Below are 19,644 nucleotides of genomic sequence, written 5' to 3'. Positions count from 1 at the left end.
GAGACAAATACTTGAAAGCGCAGGTCCAAAAGCCTGCGCTTTTTTCATTGATAGACCTCATGAATTTACGTGGTATCTGCTGGTGAAGCTGGTAGTGTTGCTGCGCTCTGATTCAAGATTATAAGGATAGTCCGATGGCAAAGGTCGCGTTTATTGGTTTGGGTGTTATGGGATACCCAATGGCGGGTTTTCTGGCCTCACGTGGTGGGCATGACGTTACCGTTTACAACCGGACAACAGCCAAAGCAGAGGCATGGGCCAAGGAATACGATGGCTCCTTCGCTCTGACCCCTCAGGAGGCCGTTGAGGGCTGTGACGTTGTTTTTGCTTGTGTTGGCAACGACAACGACCTGCGCTCCGTCACGACCGGCGAGAACGGCGCATTTCACGGCATGAAAGCTGGCGCTATCTTCGTAGACCATACAACGGCTTCTGCTCAGGTGGCCCGCGAGCTGGATGAAGCTGCACGTAAGGGGGGATTTTCTTTCCTTGACGCGCCTGTGTCTGGTGGGCAGGCAGGTGCTGAGAATGGTGTCCTGACTGTTATGATTGGCGGTGAGGAAGAGGTCTTCAATCGCGCAAAACCATTCATCGATTGCTTTGCAAAGTTTGCGGGATTGATGGGTCCGGTTGGAGCAGGTCAGCAGACCAAGATGGTCAATCAGATTTGTATTGCTGGTCTGGTGCAGGGGCTATCTGAGGCAATTCACTTTGCACAGAAGTCCGGCCTTGACGTTGAGAAAGCCATTTCAGCGGTACGCGGCGGGGCTGCACAGTCCTGGCAGATGGAGAACCGCTGGGAGACCATGCGTGACGGTGAGTTCGAGCATGGCTTTGCAGTGGACTGGATGCGCAAGGATCTGAAGATCTGTCTTGAAGCTGCTGACGAGGTTGGCGCACGCTTGCCGGTGACCGCGCTGGTGGATCAGTTCTACGCAGAGGTTCAAGGCATGGGCGGTAATCGCTGGGATACCTCCAGCCTGATTGCCCGGCTGAACAACGCCGACAAGAAATAAAAAAACACAAAGCCCCGATCAGATGACCGGGGCTTTTTTAGTTCTCAGCTTTGGCGAACAGGTCCTATGACATGTTTGCTTTTGGCTTTTCGGCGATTATGTAAGAGAGTGGCAGTTCAGTTGTGTACTTGATCTGCTCCATCGCAAATGACGTGGACACGTCTGCGATATTTACCTTCGCAATCAGGCGCTTATAGAAGTCATCGTAGGCATCAATGTCTGGCACAGCAACGCGCAGCAGGTAGTCCACCTGACCGGCCATGCGGTAGAATTCCACCACCTCAGGAAACTCGCGGATTACATCGGCAAATTTGCGGAGCCAGTCGTCGGTGTGTTCGTTGGTGGTGATGGCGACGAAGGCGGTGACTTTGGCGTTGACCTTCTTTGGGTCAAGCACAGCAACGCGGCGGGTGATGACCCCGTCCTCTTCCATCTTCTGGATACGACGCCAGCATGGGGTGGTTGACAGGCCGACGCGGCGACCAATCTCAGCTACGGGAATGGTGCTGTCTTCTTGTAGAATGGACAGAATGCGACGGTCGATCCTATCGATCATATTATACCCCTATCTCCCACCGGAATTATTGTTTGGCGCAAAATCATTGCAGGAAGCATAAGGTCATGTGAAATGTTATTCCAGCTTCAAACAGCAAGATTTATGCAGGAATATAGGTTTTCGTTCTACACACTATTAATTTCATGAAATTTATTTTCATCAAGATAGATTTCAGCAGGAGCCAAAGAAAACCAATCCCATATTCATAGGCACATAAAAAAAGAATCTCTCAAATCAGCTCAAAAGACGGCTTACTTCTTCTTTCAGGAGCGGAAGCAGCTCATTTTCGAACCAGGGATGTTTTTTTATGTGGGCGTTGTTGCGCCAGGACGGATGGGGGAGCGGGAGAACGCGCGGGCCGAGGCCTTTGGCGTGGCGCTCTACTGTCCTATCCCAGATTGATCGAAAATCAGCAATTGTTTCCCAAAGGCGTTTTTTGGTGAGCTCGGGCATGTGATAGGCCTGCGCGTAGCCACCTATTGCCAGCAGCGTTTCAATCTGTGGCATATTGCTGAAAATTTCTTGATGCCAGGTCTTCTTGCATTCCGGCCTCGGCGGCTTATCGCCCCCTTTTGAGTCCAAGCCCGGAAAACACAGGCCCATGGGGATAATTGCAAGTTTTGCGGGGTCGTAGAAGACCTCTTCACCTATCCCCATCCAGTCGCGCAGGCGATCTCCCGATGGGTCTGTAAACGGTTTTCCAGAGGCATGGACGCGTGTTCCCGGTGCCTGACCGCATATGGCGATGCGTGCTGTTGAAGACAGCACAACAACGGGCCTTGGCTCGTGAGGCAATGGTTGGCGGATAGGCTGCTCCACACAGACCCTGCAAGCGGCGATGCGCTCTCTTAAGCGCTGGAGGTCTCTTTCATCACCTGAAGCGCTGCCTGCACTCCCGGACGCTCTGTCATCATTGCATACCATCTACGCAGATTACCAAGTTCCTCAGGGACTTGCAGCTTAATTACGCGGGCAAAGTTGATTGCTGCGAATAATGTGATGTCAGCAATTGAATACCGATCACCAGCAACAAACCGATTGCTTGCCAGCTGCGCATCAAAAATGGCAAGCGTTGCAAGCGCTTTTGGCCTGTTGGCCTCGCCCCATTCTTTAACCTGTGGCTGCTCAAGCGGTGCCATGGCAGGATTGGTGTGGCGAAAGACCTGAGCAACTTCGTTCAATAAGCCCAGATCGGCACGCCTGTTCCACATCTCAATCAGCGCCCTGTCCTTGGCCGTCTGGCCCAGCAAAGGCTTGAGTGGGTTCATTTCTTCTATGTAACGACAAATGGCACAGCTTTCGGATATCGCTGTTCCATCCTCCAGCACGAGCACGGGCAATCGCTGAAACGGATTGATCGCTTTAAACTCATCTGCCTTCAATTCGCCATGCATGAAATCTACGTAGGCAGTGTTAACCTTAACGCCCTTCTCAGCAAGGAACAGAGTGACGCGAAAAGGGTTAGGCGCTTGCCTATGGCTATAAAGTTTCAACGGTGCCTCCCAACAACCACGAGCTGTTGCCCCTACAATCTAAAAGAGAAACTGTCCCAAAATGGGGCAAAAACCTAGCATTTTTTAGACCCTGTAAACCCAACATTAACCTTATGAATCAGAGCAATCTTAAGAGATCATGTTCATTCTGGTCAAAAGAGCAAGTATCCCGTCAATCTATTGGCACACAGAGGCCGAGAATACATGAACAACGGATCGTCGCAGAATAGTAAGGACAAAACAACTATTAATCGTGCCCGAGCAAATCGCCGGCGCGAGGTTGCACGTACCGTAACGGATGCTCGCGAACGTCTTGGCACCGTAGAGGGCGTGCGACCCAGTTTTGAAGCTGATCTTATTTTGATGTTCGTGAAGAACAGATTGTCCGTGGCCTACGCCATGCCGATGATCGCCATTGTGGCTGCGACCATCTCAAGTGTATGGCTTCCTGTGGAAGTGGCCGGAGGCTGGCTTGCGGCCATGCTGATCGCTCACTCCCTTATTCTTCTTTCTACAAAACGAATGGAAAAAAGCTTAGCTCAGGAAGGTGATCTGCGCTCAATTCGCAGAGAGCTTTTTGCCGGCGACATGCTCTATGGCATTGTTTGGGCTATATTTTTTATCGGAAACCTGCAATTCAACACGGATTACGGGTTTGGCGTCTTCCAGTTCGCGACCATGCTGATCGTCATTGCCATGGCGACCATGTTGTCGTCCCCTCTCCCCGGCGCTTTGCTGGCTGCCACTGCTCCGATTACGGGGGCACTGATCTTCAGTTTCTGGCAGTATGACAGCATGCCTCATTACGCGATGGGGATGATGGCGATTGGGGCGCAGCTGTTCTTTTATATCCTCAGCAAGCAGTTGCATAACTCTGCTTTGACCTTGCTGGAATACCGCGCTGAGAAGGATCACCTGATCTCCGAGATGGAACAGGTGAATGCAATTTCGCAGGAAGCACGACGCCGTGCTGAGGAAGCGAACCTCGCCAAGACACGTTTTCTTGCGACAATGAGTCACGAATTACGCACACCTCTGAATGCGATTCTCGGGTTCTCCGAGGTGATGAAGGACGAAGTTCTTGGCCAGATGCACAACAAAACCTATCTGGATTATTCCAAGGATATCAATCAGTCCGGTGAGCATCTGCTCAATCTGATCAATGAGATTCTGGACCTGTCGCGCATTGAGGCAGGCCGTTATGAGTTGCAGGAGGAACCTGTCTGTCTGCGTGACGTGGCAGCGGCCTGCAAGCACATGATGCATATGCGGGCAGCGGCCAAGAACATCGAAATCCATGAGGTCTATGAGAAGGGCCTGAGCAAAGTCTGGGCAGATGAAAAAGCCCTGCGCCAGATGGTTTTGAACCTTTTGACCAACGCTGTGAAGTTTACGCCTCCTGAGGGGGAAATCTCCATACACGTGGGCATTGATGGGGCTGGTGGTCAGTACATCAGTGTGAGCGACACTGGCGCTGGCATTCCTGAGGAAGAGATCCCTGTCGTATTGCAGGCTTTTGGTCAGGGCACGCAGGCCATTCAGGATGCGGAGCAAGGCACTGGCCTTGGTCTTTCCATTGTGCAGGCACTGGCGCACATGCATGAGGGCGAGTTCAAGCTTGCCTCCAGACTGCGTGAAGGAACGCAGGCGACAATCTCCCTACCCGCCAAGCGCGTGTTGAGCCATATCGACCCGATCCCAAAACCAGACCCGAGTACACGCAAGGATAGAGAACCCTTGCTTCGTGCTGGTTAAGGGTATATGTTCTTAATTTGTTCTAGATGCGTATATTGGGGGAAATGTATGCTTCGTGGTTCATGCCACTGCGGTGCGGTTAAGTTCGAATTTCGTGAAAATCCAGAATGGCTTACAGAGTGCAACTGCTCTGCCTGTCGTCGGTACGGCACCATTTGGGCACACGGATCGCCCAGGAACGTGACCATTGAGAAAGCTCCGGATGCGACATTCACCTACGTTTGGGGTGATAAGATGATTGCATTCCATACCTGCAAAACCTGCGGAAATACCACTCACTGGTCCGATCTGGATGAGGACTATGACCGCATGGCGGTCAATACCCGTCTTGTGCCGTTTGAGGATGTGAAAGACATCCCTATCCGCCATCTTGACGGTGCTGATACTGGGCAGTTTCTGGATTAAACCCCATTCATTTTCAGCGAGATCCCGCGACTTGTTTTGCCTTGTGTTTGCGGAATAACGCTTCAATTATTTACCGGGAGAAACACATGCTACGTGGCTCATGCCATTGCGGTGCAGTTAAATTTGAATTTCGTGAAAATCCAGAGTGGCTGACGGAGTGCAATTGTTCTGCCTGTCGTCGCTACGGCACCATCTGGGCGCATGGGTCGCCCAAGAATGTGACGATTGAGAAAGAACCTGACGCGACCTTTGCTTATGTGTGGGGCGACAAGGGCCTTGAGTTCCATACCTGCAAAACGTGCGGGAACACCACGCATTGGGCGCCGGTTGATCCTGACGGGGATAAAATGGCTGTGAACACACGGCTGGTGCCTGCCGAGGATGTGAAGGACATCCGTGTGCGCCACTTTGACGGCGCTGATACATGGCGCTTTGTCGATTAACGCGGCTCATCAAACCCACGTTTGCGTTGCTATGTGCGTTGGTTTGAAAGGAACGCGTTTTTCCTGCGTTATTTACTGAAAACGACAAAGGCCGCCTTACTCCGTGGAGTTGAGGCGGCCTTTTTCAATTTATCCCCCTCCTCAGAAGAGGGGCTATTCTCATATTAGTCCTGAGCTGCAACGCCTGCATCAGCGAAGGTCGCCATGCCTGCGTGGGTCGCTGCAGCTGCCTTGATGATGCCTGCTGCGATTGCTGCACCAGAACCTTCACCCAGACGCATGCCCAGATCCAGAAGAGGCTTGCCACCCATCTCGGTCAGGGCGCGGCGGTGTGCAGGCTCAGCGGAGGCATGAGAGAACACACAGTGCTCCAGCGCAGTCTTGTCCATCTTGTAAAGAATGGCAGCTGCGGCGGAGGTGACGAAGCCATCAACAACGACAGGAACCTGCTGCATGCGCGCTGCAAGAATAACACCGGCCATTGCTGCGATTTCGCGGCCACCGATCCGGCGCAGAACTTCCAGAGGCTCAACTTTGCCCGGTCCGCCGATCCGCTGCACAGCTTGCTCAACAACAGCAATCTTGTTTTTCAGCGCATCACCCTGAACGCCAGTGCCCGGGCCAACCCACTCTTCTGCAGTGCCGCCGAACAGCGCGTAGAAGATGGCAGCGGCTACAGTGGTGTTTGCGATGCCCATTTCGCCAAGGCAGAGCAGATCCGTCCCGCCGGAGATCGCTTCCATGCCGAAGGCCATGGTCGCTGCGCACTCAGATTCTTCAAAAGCGTCTTCCTCGGAGATGTCCGGGGTTGGCATTTCGAGTGCCAGTTCGAACACTTTGAGGCCAAGGTCATACGCAATGCAAAGCTGGTTTACGGCTGCGCCGCCTGCAGCAAAGTTGGAGACCATCTGCGCGGTCACTTCTTTCGGGAAAGCAGAAACGCCTTTGTCAGCAACGCCATGGTTTGCGGCAAACACAGCAACCAGTGGGCGGGTGACTTTTGGCATTGGCATGCCCTGCCAGGCTGCCAGCCATTCCACCAGCTCTTCCAGACGGCCCAAAGAGCCTTGAGGCTTCGTCAACTGCGCATCGCGTTTCTTCACCGCCTCAATCGCTTCAAGGCTTGGACCGGGCATTGCACCCACCAGGTTTCTGATATCATCGAATGGCAGTGCAGACGTTGCAAGAGACATACGCTTCTCCGAACTTAAAGCAGTTCTCATTCAGGTTGGATCAGTTGAACTGCTTTAGCTTTTGTTTCCGCGCACCTTTGATCCGAAAACCGGTTTCCACTTTTCGGAGATACGCATTAGTTGACCCGCAAAATGAATTTTTGCGCTTTGTTGATTGCGCAGATCTATAAGCCACCGGAAGCAGAATACAAATGAGACTTATCAACTATTTGTGGTTTCCACGGCTTTGCAAACTACAAATTGTTGATTTAGAGCTTGCGCATTCATGCGCCGTGCTCTGAAATCTCTGTGTTTGAGCGAATTCTTGTCATTTGATTGAAGCAATCAAATGGAACGCGCTTTAACTGAATCCAGCGGTATTTCATGCCTGTTTCATTTCTGTGAGAACCCATCATGTCCGACGACAAACATTCAGAAGATTCTCTTAGGTCCTCCTCTTCCATTTTAGCCGAGGTGGCTGAACTGGTGCGCTTCTTCTCCCGCATTCCCTTGCCGAAACTAGGAAGCTGGGATGACCTGAACACGGCACCTGATTTTCGGATGCGCGCGCGCAGTATTCCGCTGGCGGGTGTCATCATTTCGCTGCCAAGTATGCTGGTGCTGCTCGTGCTTGCCCAAAGCGCCCTGTCGCCTGCCATTGTGGCGTTGCTGGCGGTGGCTGTGGCCGCAGCTGTTCAGGGCTGCCTGCATGAAGATGGCCTTTCTGACGTGGTTGACGGGTTCTTTGGAGGTCATACGGCTGAGCGACGGCTTGAGATCATGAAGGACAGCCGTATTGGTGCTTTTGGCACCGTGGCGCTTGTGCTTTCCCTGAGCTTGCGCTGGCTGCTTCTTTCCATGTTGCTGGAGAGGTTTGGCGGCATGGGCGCGGCGCTTGGTTATCTGGCCGCGGAAACGACTGGCCGGCTTGGCATGATCTGGATCTGGAACACAATGCCGCCTGCTTACCATGGCGGACTTTCCACCCGCTTCGGCATTCCGCAGAACAGTGCGGTTTCCTGGGCTGCGGGCTTTGCCTTGCCGCTGTTGGTCATCAGCTTGTTCTACCTGAGCTTCTGGCAGGTGGCGTTTGGAGCAGCCTTCAGCTTTGTGGTGGTGGGTGCCTTAGCAAAATTATCTCTGGCAAAAATTAAGGGCATCACGGGTGATGTTTTGGGGGCTGCGCAACAAGTTGGTTCACTGGGCTTCCTGCTGGGCGTCCTTTCTCTTTAGAGCCTGCTGCATCTTGCTGCCTGAAAACCGGAGCTGCACGCTAAGAAACCATCATTGTGCAATCATTTGCTAGCATTTTAGCTTTATTCTACGCGCATTGACTGCCTAGAACGCGAGTGACCCACTGATTGAACCATATGGGCCCGGAGAAACCATGACGCCTTCTTTTGCTTGCGCACTGTCTGCATTAAAACGAGTTGCCACCTTTGCGCTGGCCGCTGCTGTCCTTGCTGGTTGTGCCTCGCGGCCCGGACCGGATGCCCTACGTGTTTCCTTGGAAGAAGCGCCAGGGACCAGAGAAGTCAGTATGCTCATCGCCACCACGCGCGCGCGCTCTGACGTGCCTCATGAATTCTACTCTTCGAAGCGTTCTGAAAAACTGGATTTTGGGTCGGCGACCATTTCCATTCCGCCATCCCACGAACCAGGACGGATCGCATGGCCATCTTCCCCTCCGGGTAACCCGAACACAGATTTCGTGGTTCGCCAAGCCTCTTACATCGATGGAAACGCCGCGTTTCAGCAACAGATAAACCGCGAGCTTGCAATGCGCTCCGGAAAAGAGCGTGAGGCTGTGCTGTTTATTCATGGATACAATACCCGCTTCTCTGAGGGGGTTTTCCGACTGGCGCAGATGGCAGCTGATGCAAAAGAGAAGCGCTTGCCTATTCTGTTCACCTGGGCCTCAGCGGGTTATCTCACAGACTACATTTACGACACCAACAGCGTCGCCATTGCACGAGATGGGCTGGAGAAAGTCCTTATAGATCTGACAAACTCCAGTGCGCAACGCATTACCATTGTGGCACACTCTCTTGGCAACCTGTTGCTGCTGGAGACCTTGAGACAAATGGAGCTTCAGGGCAAAGGGCTTTTGAAGAACAAAAAAGTCACCGTTGTCATGGCCTCTCCTGACATTGATATTGATGTTTTCGAAACAATGATTACCTCTCTTGGGTACAGAGCAAACCCTGTTTTTGTTCTGGTCTCGCGTGATGACCGAGCGTTGCGCTTCTCTCGCAGGCTTGCTGGCGGTAAAGCGCGTGTTGGTGATGTGGAAGACGACGAAAGGCTGACGAAACTTGGCATTGTTGTTATTGATCTGACAGAGGTAGAGTCACAAGATTCGATCAACCATGACAAATATGCGCAGCTTGCTCAGTTTGGCCCTCAACTTGTGAAAGCGCTTGAACAGGGCAAGCAGAACAGAAGCAAACAAGGTATTCGCGGGCGCCTTGGCAATGCCGGACGCAGCTTTACCGAGTTCCTTGGCCACACAGCCAAGATTGTGGTGAGCACACCCGGATCAGTTTCAACGCGCCCCTAAAATGCGCGTTGGAGCCCCAGCGATTTTGTAGGACTTTATTTTGTCAGTCACCTTAGAACCACCCGCCAGCCCTTGTTTAAAACTGTGTAAGCTGGATGAAGACCGGACAATGTGCGTGAGCTGTTGGCGTCTTTTGAGTGAGATCGCCGGATGGAATTCCCTCTCCGCGCAAGCTCAACATGATGTGCTGGCCAAGCTCCCTGCCCGGAAAGCCCGATTTCTCACGGTAACACAGGAGGATGTGCAATGCGCTGGACGATAGGCCTTGTCATTCTTATTGGCGCAATGGTGATTGGCGTTGCGACTGGATACCTTGGGACACCTGAGTTTTTGGGCGACAAATTTCAGGAGGACGGGCCGCGCCTCGTTGCCCTGCTCGCCATGGGTATTGTGATTGGGATGGGCATGCTCATCCGCCGCCCGAAGTTTCGCGAAGTTTTTGGCGCAGTCGTCTTCTGGGGTGGCCTGGCTCTGCTGCTGATCATAGGCTACTCGTACCGCTATGAGTTGATGACCGTTCGTGACCGCGTGATGTCCGAGCTGTTCCCCGGCTCTATCTCCCAGACAGCAAGCGGCGAGTTGGTGATCTCACGCGGCATCAACCATCAGTTTTTCATTGATGCACAGGTGGATGGCACCTCTGTCGATATGCTGGTGGATACAGGCGCGTCCCATATCACCCTTTCTTATGGCGATGCCCGCCGGGTTGGCATTGATACGCAGAACCTGTCCTTCACGACGCCCGTTTCCACCGCCAACGGCATGGGCTTTGTGGCCCGTGTGCGCTTGCAAGATATGCAGATCGGAAACTGGGACCTAAACGACGTGCCTGCCTTTGTGGCGCAGGAGGAGATGCTCTCAACCAGCTTGTTGGGCATGAGCGCCCTGAACACGTTTGCCAGTTGGCGCGTGGAAGGCAATCAGCTGATCCTGAAGGCTCGCTAAAGCAGTTCGTATTTAGGTTGAAACATCTGAACTGCTTTAGCCTTTGTTTTTGCGTATCTTTATCCGAAAACCGGTTTCCACTTTTCGGCGATACGCTGTAAATCATTCATCTGATATCAGATAAAAGAAAGCCGCTGCCATCACTGTCAGCGGCTTTTCTTGTTTCTACGAGGGACTGGCTTACAGCAGGCTGAAGGTAAACCGGGCGCAAGCGATGAGCAGGAAGACACCGAACGCGACTTCCAGCTTTCGCTTTGGCAGTTTGTGCGCAAAGTGCGCGCCCAATGGTGCCACATAGATTGTGATCGGAATGATCAGCGCCACAGCCAGCAGGTTGATGTAGCCAACTGAGAACGGTGGCAGATTGGGAGCCCCCCAACCTGCGGCGACCATGCCAAAGACCGCCGGAATGGAAATCAGCACTCCAACACCGGAGGATGTTGCAACAGCCTGATGGATCGGACGGCCAAACAAGGTCATGAAGGTGTTGTTCATAACGCCGCCGCCGATGCCCATGAGCGTTGAGAAGAAGCCGATCAGCACACCAATGAGCGCACGCACCGGATTGCCCGGAATATCGTTGCCCAGCTTCCAGCTTTCACGGTTGAACAGCATGCGCATGGCGACCACGAACGCGATCACAGCAAAGATGCCCTTGAGCGTATCCCCTGAAACGAGCGCAGCAACATAAGATGCCAGCAGCACGCCAATAGGCACCGGAATAATCCAGCTTTTCAGCAAGGACAGATCCACAGCGCCCTTCTTTTTATGCGCGAAGAAGGACCGTAGAGACGTTGGGACGATCACTCCCAGAGAGGATGCCACCGAGATGTGGACCACGACGTCAGGATCAACGCCCACTTCCGTTAAAATGGTCACGAGAACCGGCACAAGGATCGCGCCGCCTCCGATACCAAACAATCCTGCCAGAAAACCTGCTAGTGCGCCGGAGGCAACCAATGCCGCTCCGAAACCCAGCATAGACGCTGTAATCATGTCCATGCTGCCCCTCCTCAATTCCAAACAAATTTTTCTACACGTACCCTTGTCCGAAAACTAGCGTCCATTCTTCGGGAATACGCATCCCTCAAGCGCACTCTTGTCCGAAAACCGGTAGCCACTTTTCGGGAGTGCGCTTTAAATCAATGCGGCCTCTTTTTGCTCGCGTGCTTCGCGCATTACACTTTGATGGTGTAATACGGCGGCCAATGCATCTTCCAGCACCTCAATGCCAGCGCCTGTCTTGTTTGCATCCACCGTCATGATACGGCGGAAATGACGAGCACCAGGAACGCCTTGGTATGTTCCTAAAATATGGCGGGTGATTGACGCCAGCTTTGTGCCAGCGCTCAGTTCATCCTCAATATAACTGCGGTAAAGGTCCATCGCCTCAACAGGAGAGATTGCAGCAGTTTCTTTTCCGTAGACCACGCGGTCCACTTCAGCCAGCAACATCGGGTTTTGATAGGCTGCGCGGCCCATCATGACGCCGTCCAGCATTTCCAAATGCGCTGAGGTCTCTTCCAATGTGGCTACACCGCCGTTGACGCCGATAAACACGTCCGGCAAGCGCTGCTTCAGGCGATAGACAAGGTCATAATCCAGCGGCGGCACATCGCGGTTTTCCTTCGGGCTCAGGCCTTTCAGCCAGGCCTTGCGGGCATGCACCCACAGTGCGTCCGTGCCAGCTGCGATGACTTTATCTGCCAGCGCATTCAGCGCTTCCTCCGGCTCCTGAGCATCCACCCCAATGCGGCATTTGGTGGTGACGGGAATAGACACAACATCCTTCATGGCAGCAATGCCTTCCGCTACCAATTCAGGTTCCAGCATGAGGCAGGCACCAAACTTGCCGGACTGTACCCGGTCAGACGGGCAACCCACGTTGAGGTTGACCTCATCGTAGCCCCAATCTTCCACCATCTTGGCGCACTCGGCAAGCGCTTTGGGATCAGAGCCCCCCAACTGGCAGGCAACTGGTTGCTCATCTTTAGAAAACCGAAGATGACGGTCCCTGTCGCCATGGATCAAAGCGCCAGTAGTGACCATCTCAGTATAGAGCAGCGAGTTCTTGGAAAGGACACGATGAAATGCACGACAATGCCTATCCGTCCAGTCAAGCATCGGCGCGACCGCGAAGACAGACTGATTGATATCATAGAGTTTTTTTGTTTTTTCAATCATTTAGCATCCCTAGAACTCTATCGAATTCGTACCGTTTCTGTCCGTTATTGACTATCGCGTCCCTTCTGGTACGAATAATTCGTACTCGAAAAGGGCGGTTCGTACCGATGGGCACTATAGTCTCAAAACCACGCAAAGATGGCAGTATCTCACATTGCGCGCAGATACTCATCAAGCGAAAAGGCAAAATTGTCCATCGAGAAAGCAAGGTCTTCTCCCGCAAGAGGGCAGCCCAAGCATGGCTCAACAAACGAGAGACCGAATTATCGCTTCCAGGTGGGCTAGAACAAGCCCAAAAACCCTCGAAGACTTTAGGGGAGGTAATAAAGCGATATATCGAAGATCACAACAAAAACATTGGCCGCACAAAGTCTCAGGTTCTGGAGACTATTCGAGAGCAACATGCGATCGCAGACCTGGACTGCACTGAGATCCGGTCCGAGCACATCGTTGAGTTTGCAAAACAGCTTTCTCAAAACGTCCAGCCGCAAACAGTCGGCAATTATCTCTCCCATCTTTCAGCGGTGTTTTCCATTGCACGCGCTGCATGGGGCTATCCTCTCGACAAGCAAGTCATGGAAGACGCTCACATTGTGTGCAAGCGCCTTGGCATCACGTCAAAGTCCAAACAGCGGGAGCGCCGACCGTCACTGGATGAGTTGGACAAACTGCTAAAGCACTTTTGCCTGAGCCAGACAAAATACCCAGGCAGCACACCAATGCCACAGATTATCCCGTTCGCCTTGTTTTCGACGCGTCGCCTGGATGAGATTTGTCGATTGACGTGGGCTGACTTCGACAAAGAGCACAAGCGCATCTGGGTGAGAGACATGAAGCACCCTGGTGAGAAGATCGGAAACGATGTTCTGGTTGATCTGCCAGACCGGGCAATCTCCTTCCTTGAAAATCAAGATGAAGTTGACGAGAAGATTTTCCCTTATAACCCGAGAACCATCTCAACGACTTTCACGAGAGCCTGCAAGGTGCTTGGCATTGAGGATCTGCACTTTCACGACCTCAGACACGAAGGCATTTCGATCCTGTTTGAAAGCGGCCTAACCATCCCTCATGTCGCAGCTGTTTCTGGCCACAGGAGTTGGACTTCTCTGAAGCGTTACGCTCACATTCAAAGCAAGACAGACAGATATGAGGATTGGGATTGGCTCGGTAAGCTGCTACAATAACTCAAGACACACCTAGGCTGGAACAAAACGCAAATAGGTAGTTTTCACATAGAGCCACAAGTCTGCAATTTGGAAATAATTGAATTTTATAGAATGCATAACATTTGCAACTGAAAGCAATTGAGACCAATTTCGCAATCAGGAAGACAACCATGGAATGGATTATTGGAATTGGTATTTTCGTTTTTCTTCTTTTTAAGTATCCAAGAAAAAGCCTTTTATTACTGTTGTTCATAACAGTCTCAACCGCTATCGGCGGTGGCTATTTTTTCATCAAGGACTTTCTAGCACAGCGAAAAAAAGAGAGCGTCAAGCTTTCAGTTTCTTACAATAAGACATCATGCTCTCAAAAATTTCCATTAGAAATTACTATTGAAAACCACTCTGGATCGGTAATGGAAGCCGTGAAATTCTCTGTCGAAGGGCGACGCAGCGGGTATAGCACAGCCATATATGAGAGTGGTTATCAGGGGTATAGTTCCGACAAGATCATTGGTGCTGGAGAAGGATACCTCACTTGTTGGAGCATTCCGAAACTTCGTTACAATACTCCGGCACAATACAAAGACCGATACCCTCCAAAGGATATGATTTGGAACGCATCTCATATATCTCCGCAATTTAAAGACTAATATTGTACCGCAACTAAAAAAGCGGCACAGAAGTCGAACTACAAGAGCTTTTAACTTGTAGAACTTCAACGCAACTTTGGAGCACGTGACTTAATGTTAATAAGAGTATCGTTGTGCTTAGCATTAATGTGTTCAAATCCTGCTTTCTCCGCGAACCTAAATGATATCGCTAATCGCCCTTGCACTGATTATGTTGGTTGGGTTTTGAAGTTTCGATATCCAGATGTACCTTTTGAAGCGGAGCAGGAAGAATTAATTGAGGTGTTCTCAATCATGTCCTATCTAAGAGGTGCTCACTTAGCTTTTAGCCCGAGAGAGAGCTATCGAGATTTTGAAGGTCGCTTCATCGAAACTTGTTTACGGAATGAAGTGTTTCCTGCAACTCAGATTGTCGCCTTTTTCATGAGAGACCCATCGCCCAGCTGAGAAGGCAGGACTCAAAAAGCCCTGCCCTTTTTCGTCAGCTCCCTACCCCACATAACTCTCCACCAATGAGAGGGGCAGTATCACTGCTCTTCTTTGCTTGCCGTCGATCATGATGGCGTTTTGGGATTGGCAGGCGGCGGGGAGTTTTTGCAGGGCTAGTTTCCAGTTGCCGTGCCATTGGGTGAGGCGGAAGACCTCCCACAGGTAGTCGTGATCGTAGGCGATGGCGACGCCGTCCGGGTAGGCATGGGGGCGCAGTTTGAGGCCCAGTTGTTCCATGCGGCGGGCGCCGACGTCATCTGCCAGGGCGAAGGCCAGGGCAATGCGGACGGAGAGGTTTTTGCCGCAGGTGAAGTTGATCAGGTGGGTCAGGCAGCCATCGGGATCATCGGCTGCGGTGCCGGCCACCTGGTTGACGCCCTCGCCTGCGATATCCGGCAGGCCGAGCCTGTCCCACAGCTGCATGGCGGCTTCGCGGCCATAGATGTAGCGCGCTTCTTTGAGCAGATTGGCGCGGGCGTTCATCTCATTGACGAGCAGCACCTGCTTTGCGTCTGGCCCTTGCTGCTTTTGCGGTGTGGGGCCCATGGAGTAGGAGCCGGACTGGCGCAGCGCGGGCAGCACTTCTGCCGTCACCCATTTTTTGAACTTTTTGGCCGCTGGCTTGCGGGATTCAAAAATGAGCGAGTAGAGGCCGCTCTCATTCACCGCAGTAAACTGCCGTTTACCCGCGCTCGTGTCATTTGAAATGACACGTATGTCATCGTTGTCAAGTTTGGTGACGGCTTGCCGACTGTTCTTGATCTCCAGCACGGTGCAGACATCTTTGGCGATGAACCAGAACAGGCCGTCCACCGACAATGTACGCAGGCTGTGCTCTTCAAAGTCGAAGATGGTGAGCGCGCTCATGCCTGCCCTCCCCGGTTCAGCTTGCTGATGTTGCTTTCCATGGCATCCAGCTCTTTGATGAGATCGCTGTGACGCTCGGAGAGTTCATCCTGCAAGGCAACGGCTGCGTTCCACAGCGGGCTTGGACTGGAGATCTCGTTGGAGACATGCCCGAGAGCCTGAAACAGCCCCTCGATGCGCGCTGCAAGGCTCTGCAGTGCCGAGTGGCTGGAGGAAAGGGCTTGAAACGAGGTATTCCGGGAAAATTCTGTCATGACTAATTCCCTTGTGTATGGATTTAGTCTGACCGTCACCTGTCAATATGGCGGTCAGACGCCACGGGTTGACAGACCGGTACACAAGGAAGCCGGCAGGCCGAAGCCTCCCATAACGCCTGACCATAGGCGCAACAAAAAACGCGCTCAAAAAGAACGGTTCTTTGGCGCGGTGACGCCTTGTGTTTCGAACGAGCTGTCAATCCCGGCTCACCACTTTGAAGCGAGCATGGATAAGTTGACGGACAAATAAAAGCTTGTCAAGGCCAGCGAATCCAGTTCCTGTTTTATGGTATTTGAAGGAGTAAATTGCATGGGTCCTTCGACCATTCACCGTTTCTCAATCGCGCTAAGCTGCATTACTCTACTTAGCTCAAATATTGCAAAGGCCGACTGGGAAAAGAATGCCTTCATAAATCCCGACACGGGTTTAGATGTTCTCTCGATTGAAAGCAAAAGCACTGTTGAGCATTGTCCCAAAACAGGAACAATTCAAAGTCCTATTCTCATAGCAATCTGCACATATGACGGAAGCCAATACCAAGAAGGGTTTCGATTTGGATTTGTGTGGCCACACTGTGATCTAAGCCCGAAGGATGGCACATCTTACAATCGTGTTGAGATCCTGAAGCCTGTAATCGAACCCTTCACAAAAGCACTATCTCTAGTGGAGGGCGGAGACGCAATCATTATCAACAGTTACCCTGCACAAGCCTACATTAATCGGTTCATAGAACACGAGAAAATCACCTTCCGTTTCGAAACTGCATACGGCTCAATGACAAAAGAGTTCGACATCACTGGCATGGAAGATGCATTGGAGCCCCTCTACTACCATTGCGGCTTGCCGGTAGAAGGCAAACGCTGGTGGGAGTTACGAAAGAGCTGGGATGAGTAGAGAATAATGGCCAACATGAAAACCATAGGCGTGGCACTTTTAATGTCATTCATGGGGTTTACTTCCCTAGAGGCAGGCTCTCTCGCTGAGAATGCTAACAGGGGCTTGGCTGTATGGGAGTGCGCTGCATTTGCTCATCTTGCTGATTTAAAGGAAAGCGAAGAGCTTTTTACTGTGGGCTACGAAAACTTAAAACCTGCCTATGATCTCAAATCCAAAGAGCTGCTTACTGAAGAAGATGAAGCTTCGCTTCATATGATCGTAAAGCTCGCCTTTGGCGGACCCTCTGCTGATTTCATGCTGGGTGTTTTGTGGGACAGGACTCACCATATCGCTGGCCAGTCAGTAACGCGTGAAAATTGGAGCGAGCTGAACGCATCTCAAAGAGTGCTAAGGCAAGAGGCAGAGGCCACAAGCTTTTACTACGCGCTAAATTGTGAGCAGATGCTCGCCAAGTGAAGGACTACACCAATGGTGGAAGTAATTGTAACGAGAGATGGTGTTTGTATGGGGGATGACTATTTGGGGCCGCATGAAATGCGGTTTTATGTAGAGCGCGATACCCCTCTCAGTGATGTCATCAACCTTATTAAGGATGGCTATCAGCTGCCAAACTTTACCAAGGGCGATTTTCCAGAGTTGGGTTTCAGCATGGGAGGAGCTCGCTTGGGAGATGTTGATCTCACATGGGTACTTCTTGCAGAGACGCCCATTGCTGTGCTGGGACATAATTGGCAAGGGTTCAGCATGCTCACCTCTGAAAGTTCTACCTGTTCTCAGTTCATCAATAAAGATGAAAACATGTATCTACATTTCGATTACCACCCTGAAAAACATCAACAATTTTTTGCAGAGTTAGAAGACTTCCTGCCAACCTGAGACCTGCAGGCGGTATTTTCTTTTTTTGGGGGGGCATCAACATGAGTGACTTCATCTATCATTACACATCAGTCCAGTCGCTAGCCTGTATATTGAAATACCAAACCTTACGTTTCAGTCGATTAGATTGCCTAAATGATCCAGAGGAAGGAGCCACAGTTACCTTCGATAATGCTGCCAAACAGGTCTATTGCTCATCTTGGACAAGCTTGTCGGATGACACGATACCAATGTGGCGTATGTATTCGGGCTTCGACGGGGTGCGGCTCGGTTTGCCTGCGCAAATGTTCAAAGTGAACGGCGACATTGTAGTAACGAGTCAAGAACCGGATTACCCCGTCAAGTCAAGCAAGTTGGACACCGGCATTACGGTAACTGCACAAAACTCAGTAACGGGGGAGCAAGCTGATGTTTATCTCGATCAAATGCTTGGTCCTGATGAAATTCGTTACAAGCTTGACGGATCAAGAGCACTTGCTGTCGTGCATGCCAATAGCTACGGCGAGGAACGAGATTTTCACAACTACAAAAAGATTGGATTGTTCAAAGCTCATCATTGGAAGTTTGAGAACGAAGTGCGGTTCCGCTTGGTGCAAAAACTCAACACCGTACTCCCTCCAGATCTAGCCAGACAGGTGCGAGATGACATTTCGTACGAAGAAAAGGCCGTGCATATCCCTCTCAAAGATAACATCCTAGATCACGCTCAGATCCTATTAGGCCCGAACTGTAAAGACAGTCCAAATGCCATTATTGTTGAGGCACTTGTCGAGAAGTACGCACCTCTTGCGGAAGTACAGAAAAGTCAAATTCGAGTGGCCGAGAGATAAGAGAGTGCCTGAGAGAGACGCAAGTGACTTACCTGCAGAAGCCTCAAAGCCCAGTTCCTGAAGATGTTGAAGACATCTTTATGCAACCCCAAAAGTACATAAAAGCCTGTTCAAGCGTGACGCACATCTGATAAGCGCCTTGCTCATTAGCCCACAAATGTTCAATTAGGCTCAAAGATGAATTATCCATATATGCCAGAAGAACCTGAATACCCAATAAATCCATGGTTATTGGCCTTCATAGTATTCGTGATTGCGATGATTGTGTTGAATGTTTTCTTTGGAGTGCCCGCGACCTGCAGTGATGGTTGGAACTCTCCCTCCATCGGCTCCCGAGGAGCTTGCTCACATCATGGTGGTGTGGTTTCTCACAATGGCTGGATCTTTTGGACAAGTATTGCCTTTAGTATCTCAACTGTTGTCGCCATGGGAAAAGTAGTCCGTCATCGGTACTCTGCACGCGAATTCAAGAGAACCAACATTTCCATGATGAATGTAGCTGTTCCGGATGGATATGATGCTGAAGAGTACAGAAAACTTCGAGAGACTGGGTTTTCAGACGAAGAGACGCAGGAAATTATAGCACGGCGCTTTCAATCACCAAGTCCGAAGAAGAACAATCAGTAATGGGTCTATAGAAATATTGAGGTCAGGATGAGCTTTGCGACAGATTTGAGCCTACACACTCGATTAAGAAACTCTATTAAAATCTTAATACGTGGAAAGGGAAGGCAACTAGATCGCATTCAAGACATTGGTGATCAGTTTAGGCCTCTCTTTCCGAGAGATTTCCCTGAGCATCTTAGTGCGAGAGTTAAATCTGTACGGCAATTCTTATTTAAAGATCAGAAAGACGTTAAAACACCGACATTCAAAGAATTTACGGAATGTATCCTAGAACTTTATGATGCGAATCTTGAGGCTCGTGTGATCGCGACACTCCGTTCATCTCAGCCAACAACCACACAGGAGATCTGGTAATCCCCCCATTATTGGAGGAGCTTGGCGGTAGAGTTATGCAGCCAGTTTCAATTTCTTGGCAGGCGTGATGCCGCCGATGGCCATGTTGGGCCGTTGGTTATTGTATGTCCAGAGCCAACTTG

General features: G+C 51.3%; 23 protein-coding genes. 15 read left to right on the top strand and 8 right to left on the bottom strand.

The genetic code is table 11. The annotated features are described in order from the left end of the window. The first annotated feature begins 134 nt into the window (after positions 1–134). Entirely contained in the window at positions 135–1,016 is an 882-nt protein-coding gene (locus PsAD26_RS12825; RefSeq protein ID WP_063310753.1) for an NAD(P)-dependent oxidoreductase, read from the top strand. A gap of 64 nt (positions 1,017–1,080) precedes the next feature. Here the strand turns inward: PsAD26_RS12825 and PsAD26_RS12820 are convergent, their stop codons facing one another. From PsAD26_RS12820 to PsAD26_RS12810, 3 genes are all read right to left on the bottom strand, one after another. After that, on the bottom strand, positions 1,081–1,572 hold the full coding sequence (locus PsAD26_RS12820; RefSeq protein WP_057465982.1) for an Lrp/AsnC family transcriptional regulator: 492 nt from the start codon (positions 1,570–1,572) through the stop codon (positions 1,081–1,083). A gap of 234 nt (positions 1,573–1,806) precedes the next feature. Further along, entirely contained in the window at positions 1,807–2,340 is a 534-nt protein-coding gene (locus tag PsAD26_RS12815) for a uracil-DNA glycosylase family protein (RefSeq protein ID WP_084403674.1), read from the bottom strand. Positions 2,341–2,420: 80 nt separating this feature from the next. Next, positions 2,421–3,065 (bottom strand): glutathione S-transferase, encoded by a 645-nt coding sequence (locus PsAD26_RS12810; protein ID WP_084403664.1) that lies wholly within the window; start codon positions 3,063–3,065, stop codon positions 2,421–2,423. A gap of 204 nt (positions 3,066–3,269) precedes the next feature. Between PsAD26_RS12810 and PsAD26_RS12805 the strand changes: the two genes are divergently transcribed. The 3 genes from PsAD26_RS12805 to PsAD26_RS29960 all read left to right on the top strand — a co-directional run bounded on the left by PsAD26_RS12805 (position 3,270) and on the right by PsAD26_RS29960 (position 5,668). Next, complete coding sequence (locus PsAD26_RS12805; RefSeq protein WP_275507198.1) at positions 3,270–4,820, top strand: HAMP domain-containing sensor histidine kinase; 1,551 nt, start codon at positions 3,270–3,272, stop codon at positions 4,818–4,820. A gap of 48 nt (positions 4,821–4,868) precedes the next feature. Beyond that, positions 4,869–5,225, top strand: coding sequence for a GFA family protein (locus PsAD26_RS29965; protein ID WP_208860397.1), 357 nt, complete (start codon positions 4,869–4,871; stop codon positions 5,223–5,225). 86 nt (positions 5,226–5,311) lie between these two features. After that, positions 5,312–5,668, top strand: coding sequence for a GFA family protein (locus PsAD26_RS29960; protein ID WP_208985668.1), 357 nt, complete (start codon positions 5,312–5,314; stop codon positions 5,666–5,668). Between the two features lie 164 nt (positions 5,669–5,832). On the opposite strand, the gene cobT is transcribed toward PsAD26_RS29960, so the two are convergent. After that, a complete protein-coding gene (gene cobT / locus PsAD26_RS12790) occupies positions 5,833–6,861 on the bottom strand; it encodes a nicotinate-nucleotide--dimethylbenzimidazole phosphoribosyltransferase (RefSeq protein ID WP_063293179.1) in 1,029 nt (342 codons plus the stop codon). Between the two features lie 393 nt (positions 6,862–7,254). Between cobT and PsAD26_RS12785 the strand changes: the two genes are divergently transcribed. The 4 genes from PsAD26_RS12785 (at position 7,255) to PsAD26_RS12775 (ending at position 10,345) form a co-directional block, all read left to right on the top strand. Further along, positions 7,255–8,073 (top strand): adenosylcobinamide-GDP ribazoletransferase, encoded by an 819-nt coding sequence (locus tag PsAD26_RS12785; RefSeq protein WP_063310750.1) that lies wholly within the window; start codon positions 7,255–7,257, stop codon positions 8,071–8,073. Between the two features lie 154 nt (positions 8,074–8,227). Further along, complete coding sequence (locus PsAD26_RS12780; RefSeq protein ID WP_063310749.1) at positions 8,228–9,400, top strand: alpha/beta hydrolase; 1,173 nt, start codon at positions 8,228–8,230, stop codon at positions 9,398–9,400. Positions 9,401–9,440: 40 nt separating this feature from the next. Further along, positions 9,441–9,662, top strand: a complete 222-nt coding sequence (locus tag PsAD26_RS28840) for a DUF1289 domain-containing protein (RefSeq protein ID WP_206600011.1) — start codon at positions 9,441–9,443, stop codon at positions 9,660–9,662. Continuing rightward, on the top strand, positions 9,647–10,345 hold the full coding sequence (locus tag PsAD26_RS12775; protein ID WP_063310748.1) for a TIGR02281 family clan AA aspartic protease: 699 nt from the start codon (positions 9,647–9,649) through the stop codon (positions 10,343–10,345). Before PsAD26_RS28840 ends, PsAD26_RS12775 begins: the two co-directional genes overlap by 16 nt. A gap of 180 nt (positions 10,346–10,525) precedes the next feature. Here the strand turns inward: PsAD26_RS12775 and PsAD26_RS12770 are convergent, their stop codons facing one another. Beyond that, complete coding sequence (locus PsAD26_RS12770) at positions 10,526–11,347, bottom strand: sulfite exporter TauE/SafE family protein (RefSeq protein WP_063310747.1); 822 nt, start codon at positions 11,345–11,347, stop codon at positions 10,526–10,528. A gap of 135 nt (positions 11,348–11,482) precedes the next feature. Then, positions 11,483–12,529, bottom strand: coding sequence for a tRNA dihydrouridine(20/20a) synthase DusA (gene dusA, locus PsAD26_RS12765; RefSeq protein WP_063303738.1), 1,047 nt, complete (start codon positions 12,527–12,529; stop codon positions 11,483–11,485). A 107-nt stretch (positions 12,530–12,636) separates the two neighbouring features. Between dusA and PsAD26_RS12760 the strand changes: the two genes are divergently transcribed. Continuing rightward, positions 12,637–13,713, top strand: coding sequence for a site-specific integrase (locus tag PsAD26_RS12760; RefSeq protein ID WP_063310746.1), 1,077 nt, complete (start codon positions 12,637–12,639; stop codon positions 13,711–13,713). Between the two features lie 152 nt (positions 13,714–13,865). Continuing rightward, positions 13,866–14,345, top strand: a complete 480-nt coding sequence (locus PsAD26_RS12755) for a hypothetical protein (protein ID WP_063310745.1) — start codon at positions 13,866–13,868, stop codon at positions 14,343–14,345. 468 nt (positions 14,346–14,813) lie between these two features. Here the strand turns inward: PsAD26_RS12755 and PsAD26_RS12750 are convergent, their stop codons facing one another. Both PsAD26_RS12750 and PsAD26_RS12745 read right to left on the bottom strand, forming a co-directional pair. After that, positions 14,814–15,680 carry a Bro-N domain-containing protein gene (locus PsAD26_RS12750; RefSeq protein WP_063310744.1) on the bottom strand — a complete coding sequence of 289 codons (867 nt, stop codon included), beginning with the start codon at positions 15,678–15,680 and terminating at the stop codon, positions 14,814–14,816. Further along, positions 15,677–15,934, bottom strand: a complete 258-nt coding sequence (locus PsAD26_RS12745) for a hypothetical protein (RefSeq protein ID WP_063310743.1) — start codon at positions 15,932–15,934, stop codon at positions 15,677–15,679. The genes PsAD26_RS12750 and PsAD26_RS12745 overlap by 4 nt, the downstream gene beginning before the upstream one ends. Positions 15,935–16,247: 313 nt before the next feature. Here PsAD26_RS12745 and PsAD26_RS12735 point away from each other — a divergent pair, with 313 nt between their 5' ends. The 5 genes from PsAD26_RS12735 to PsAD26_RS12715 all read left to right on the top strand — a co-directional run bounded on the left by PsAD26_RS12735 (position 16,248) and on the right by PsAD26_RS12715 (position 19,168). Beyond that, the gene (locus tag PsAD26_RS12735) at positions 16,248–16,832 is read left to right on the top strand and encodes a hypothetical protein (RefSeq protein ID WP_063310741.1); all 585 of its coding nucleotides are present in this window, start codon (positions 16,248–16,250) and stop codon (positions 16,830–16,832) included. A 6-nt stretch (positions 16,833–16,838) separates the two neighbouring features. Continuing rightward, positions 16,839–17,291, top strand: coding sequence for a hypothetical protein (locus PsAD26_RS12730; RefSeq protein ID WP_063310740.1), 453 nt, complete (start codon positions 16,839–16,841; stop codon positions 17,289–17,291). Between the two features lie 12 nt (positions 17,292–17,303). After that, positions 17,304–17,711, top strand: a complete 408-nt coding sequence (locus tag PsAD26_RS12725) for a hypothetical protein (protein WP_063310739.1) — start codon at positions 17,304–17,306, stop codon at positions 17,709–17,711. Positions 17,712–17,752: 41 nt separating this feature from the next. Beyond that, entirely contained in the window at positions 17,753–18,541 is a 789-nt protein-coding gene (locus tag PsAD26_RS12720) for a hypothetical protein (RefSeq protein WP_063310738.1), read from the top strand. 177 nt (positions 18,542–18,718) lie between these two features. Next, positions 18,719–19,168 (top strand): hypothetical protein, encoded by a 450-nt coding sequence (locus PsAD26_RS12715; protein WP_153041498.1) that lies wholly within the window; start codon positions 18,719–18,721, stop codon positions 19,166–19,168. Positions 19,169–19,644 lie beyond the last annotated feature (476 nt).

Origin of the sequence: Pseudovibrio sp. Ad26, assembly GCF_001623285.1 — a bacterium.
Classification (GTDB): Bacteria; Pseudomonadota; Alphaproteobacteria; order Rhizobiales; family Stappiaceae; genus Pseudovibrio; species Pseudovibrio ascidiaceicola.
Note: the sequence above shows the minus strand (reverse complement) of the source record. Positions and strands in the feature narration are given on the sequence as shown.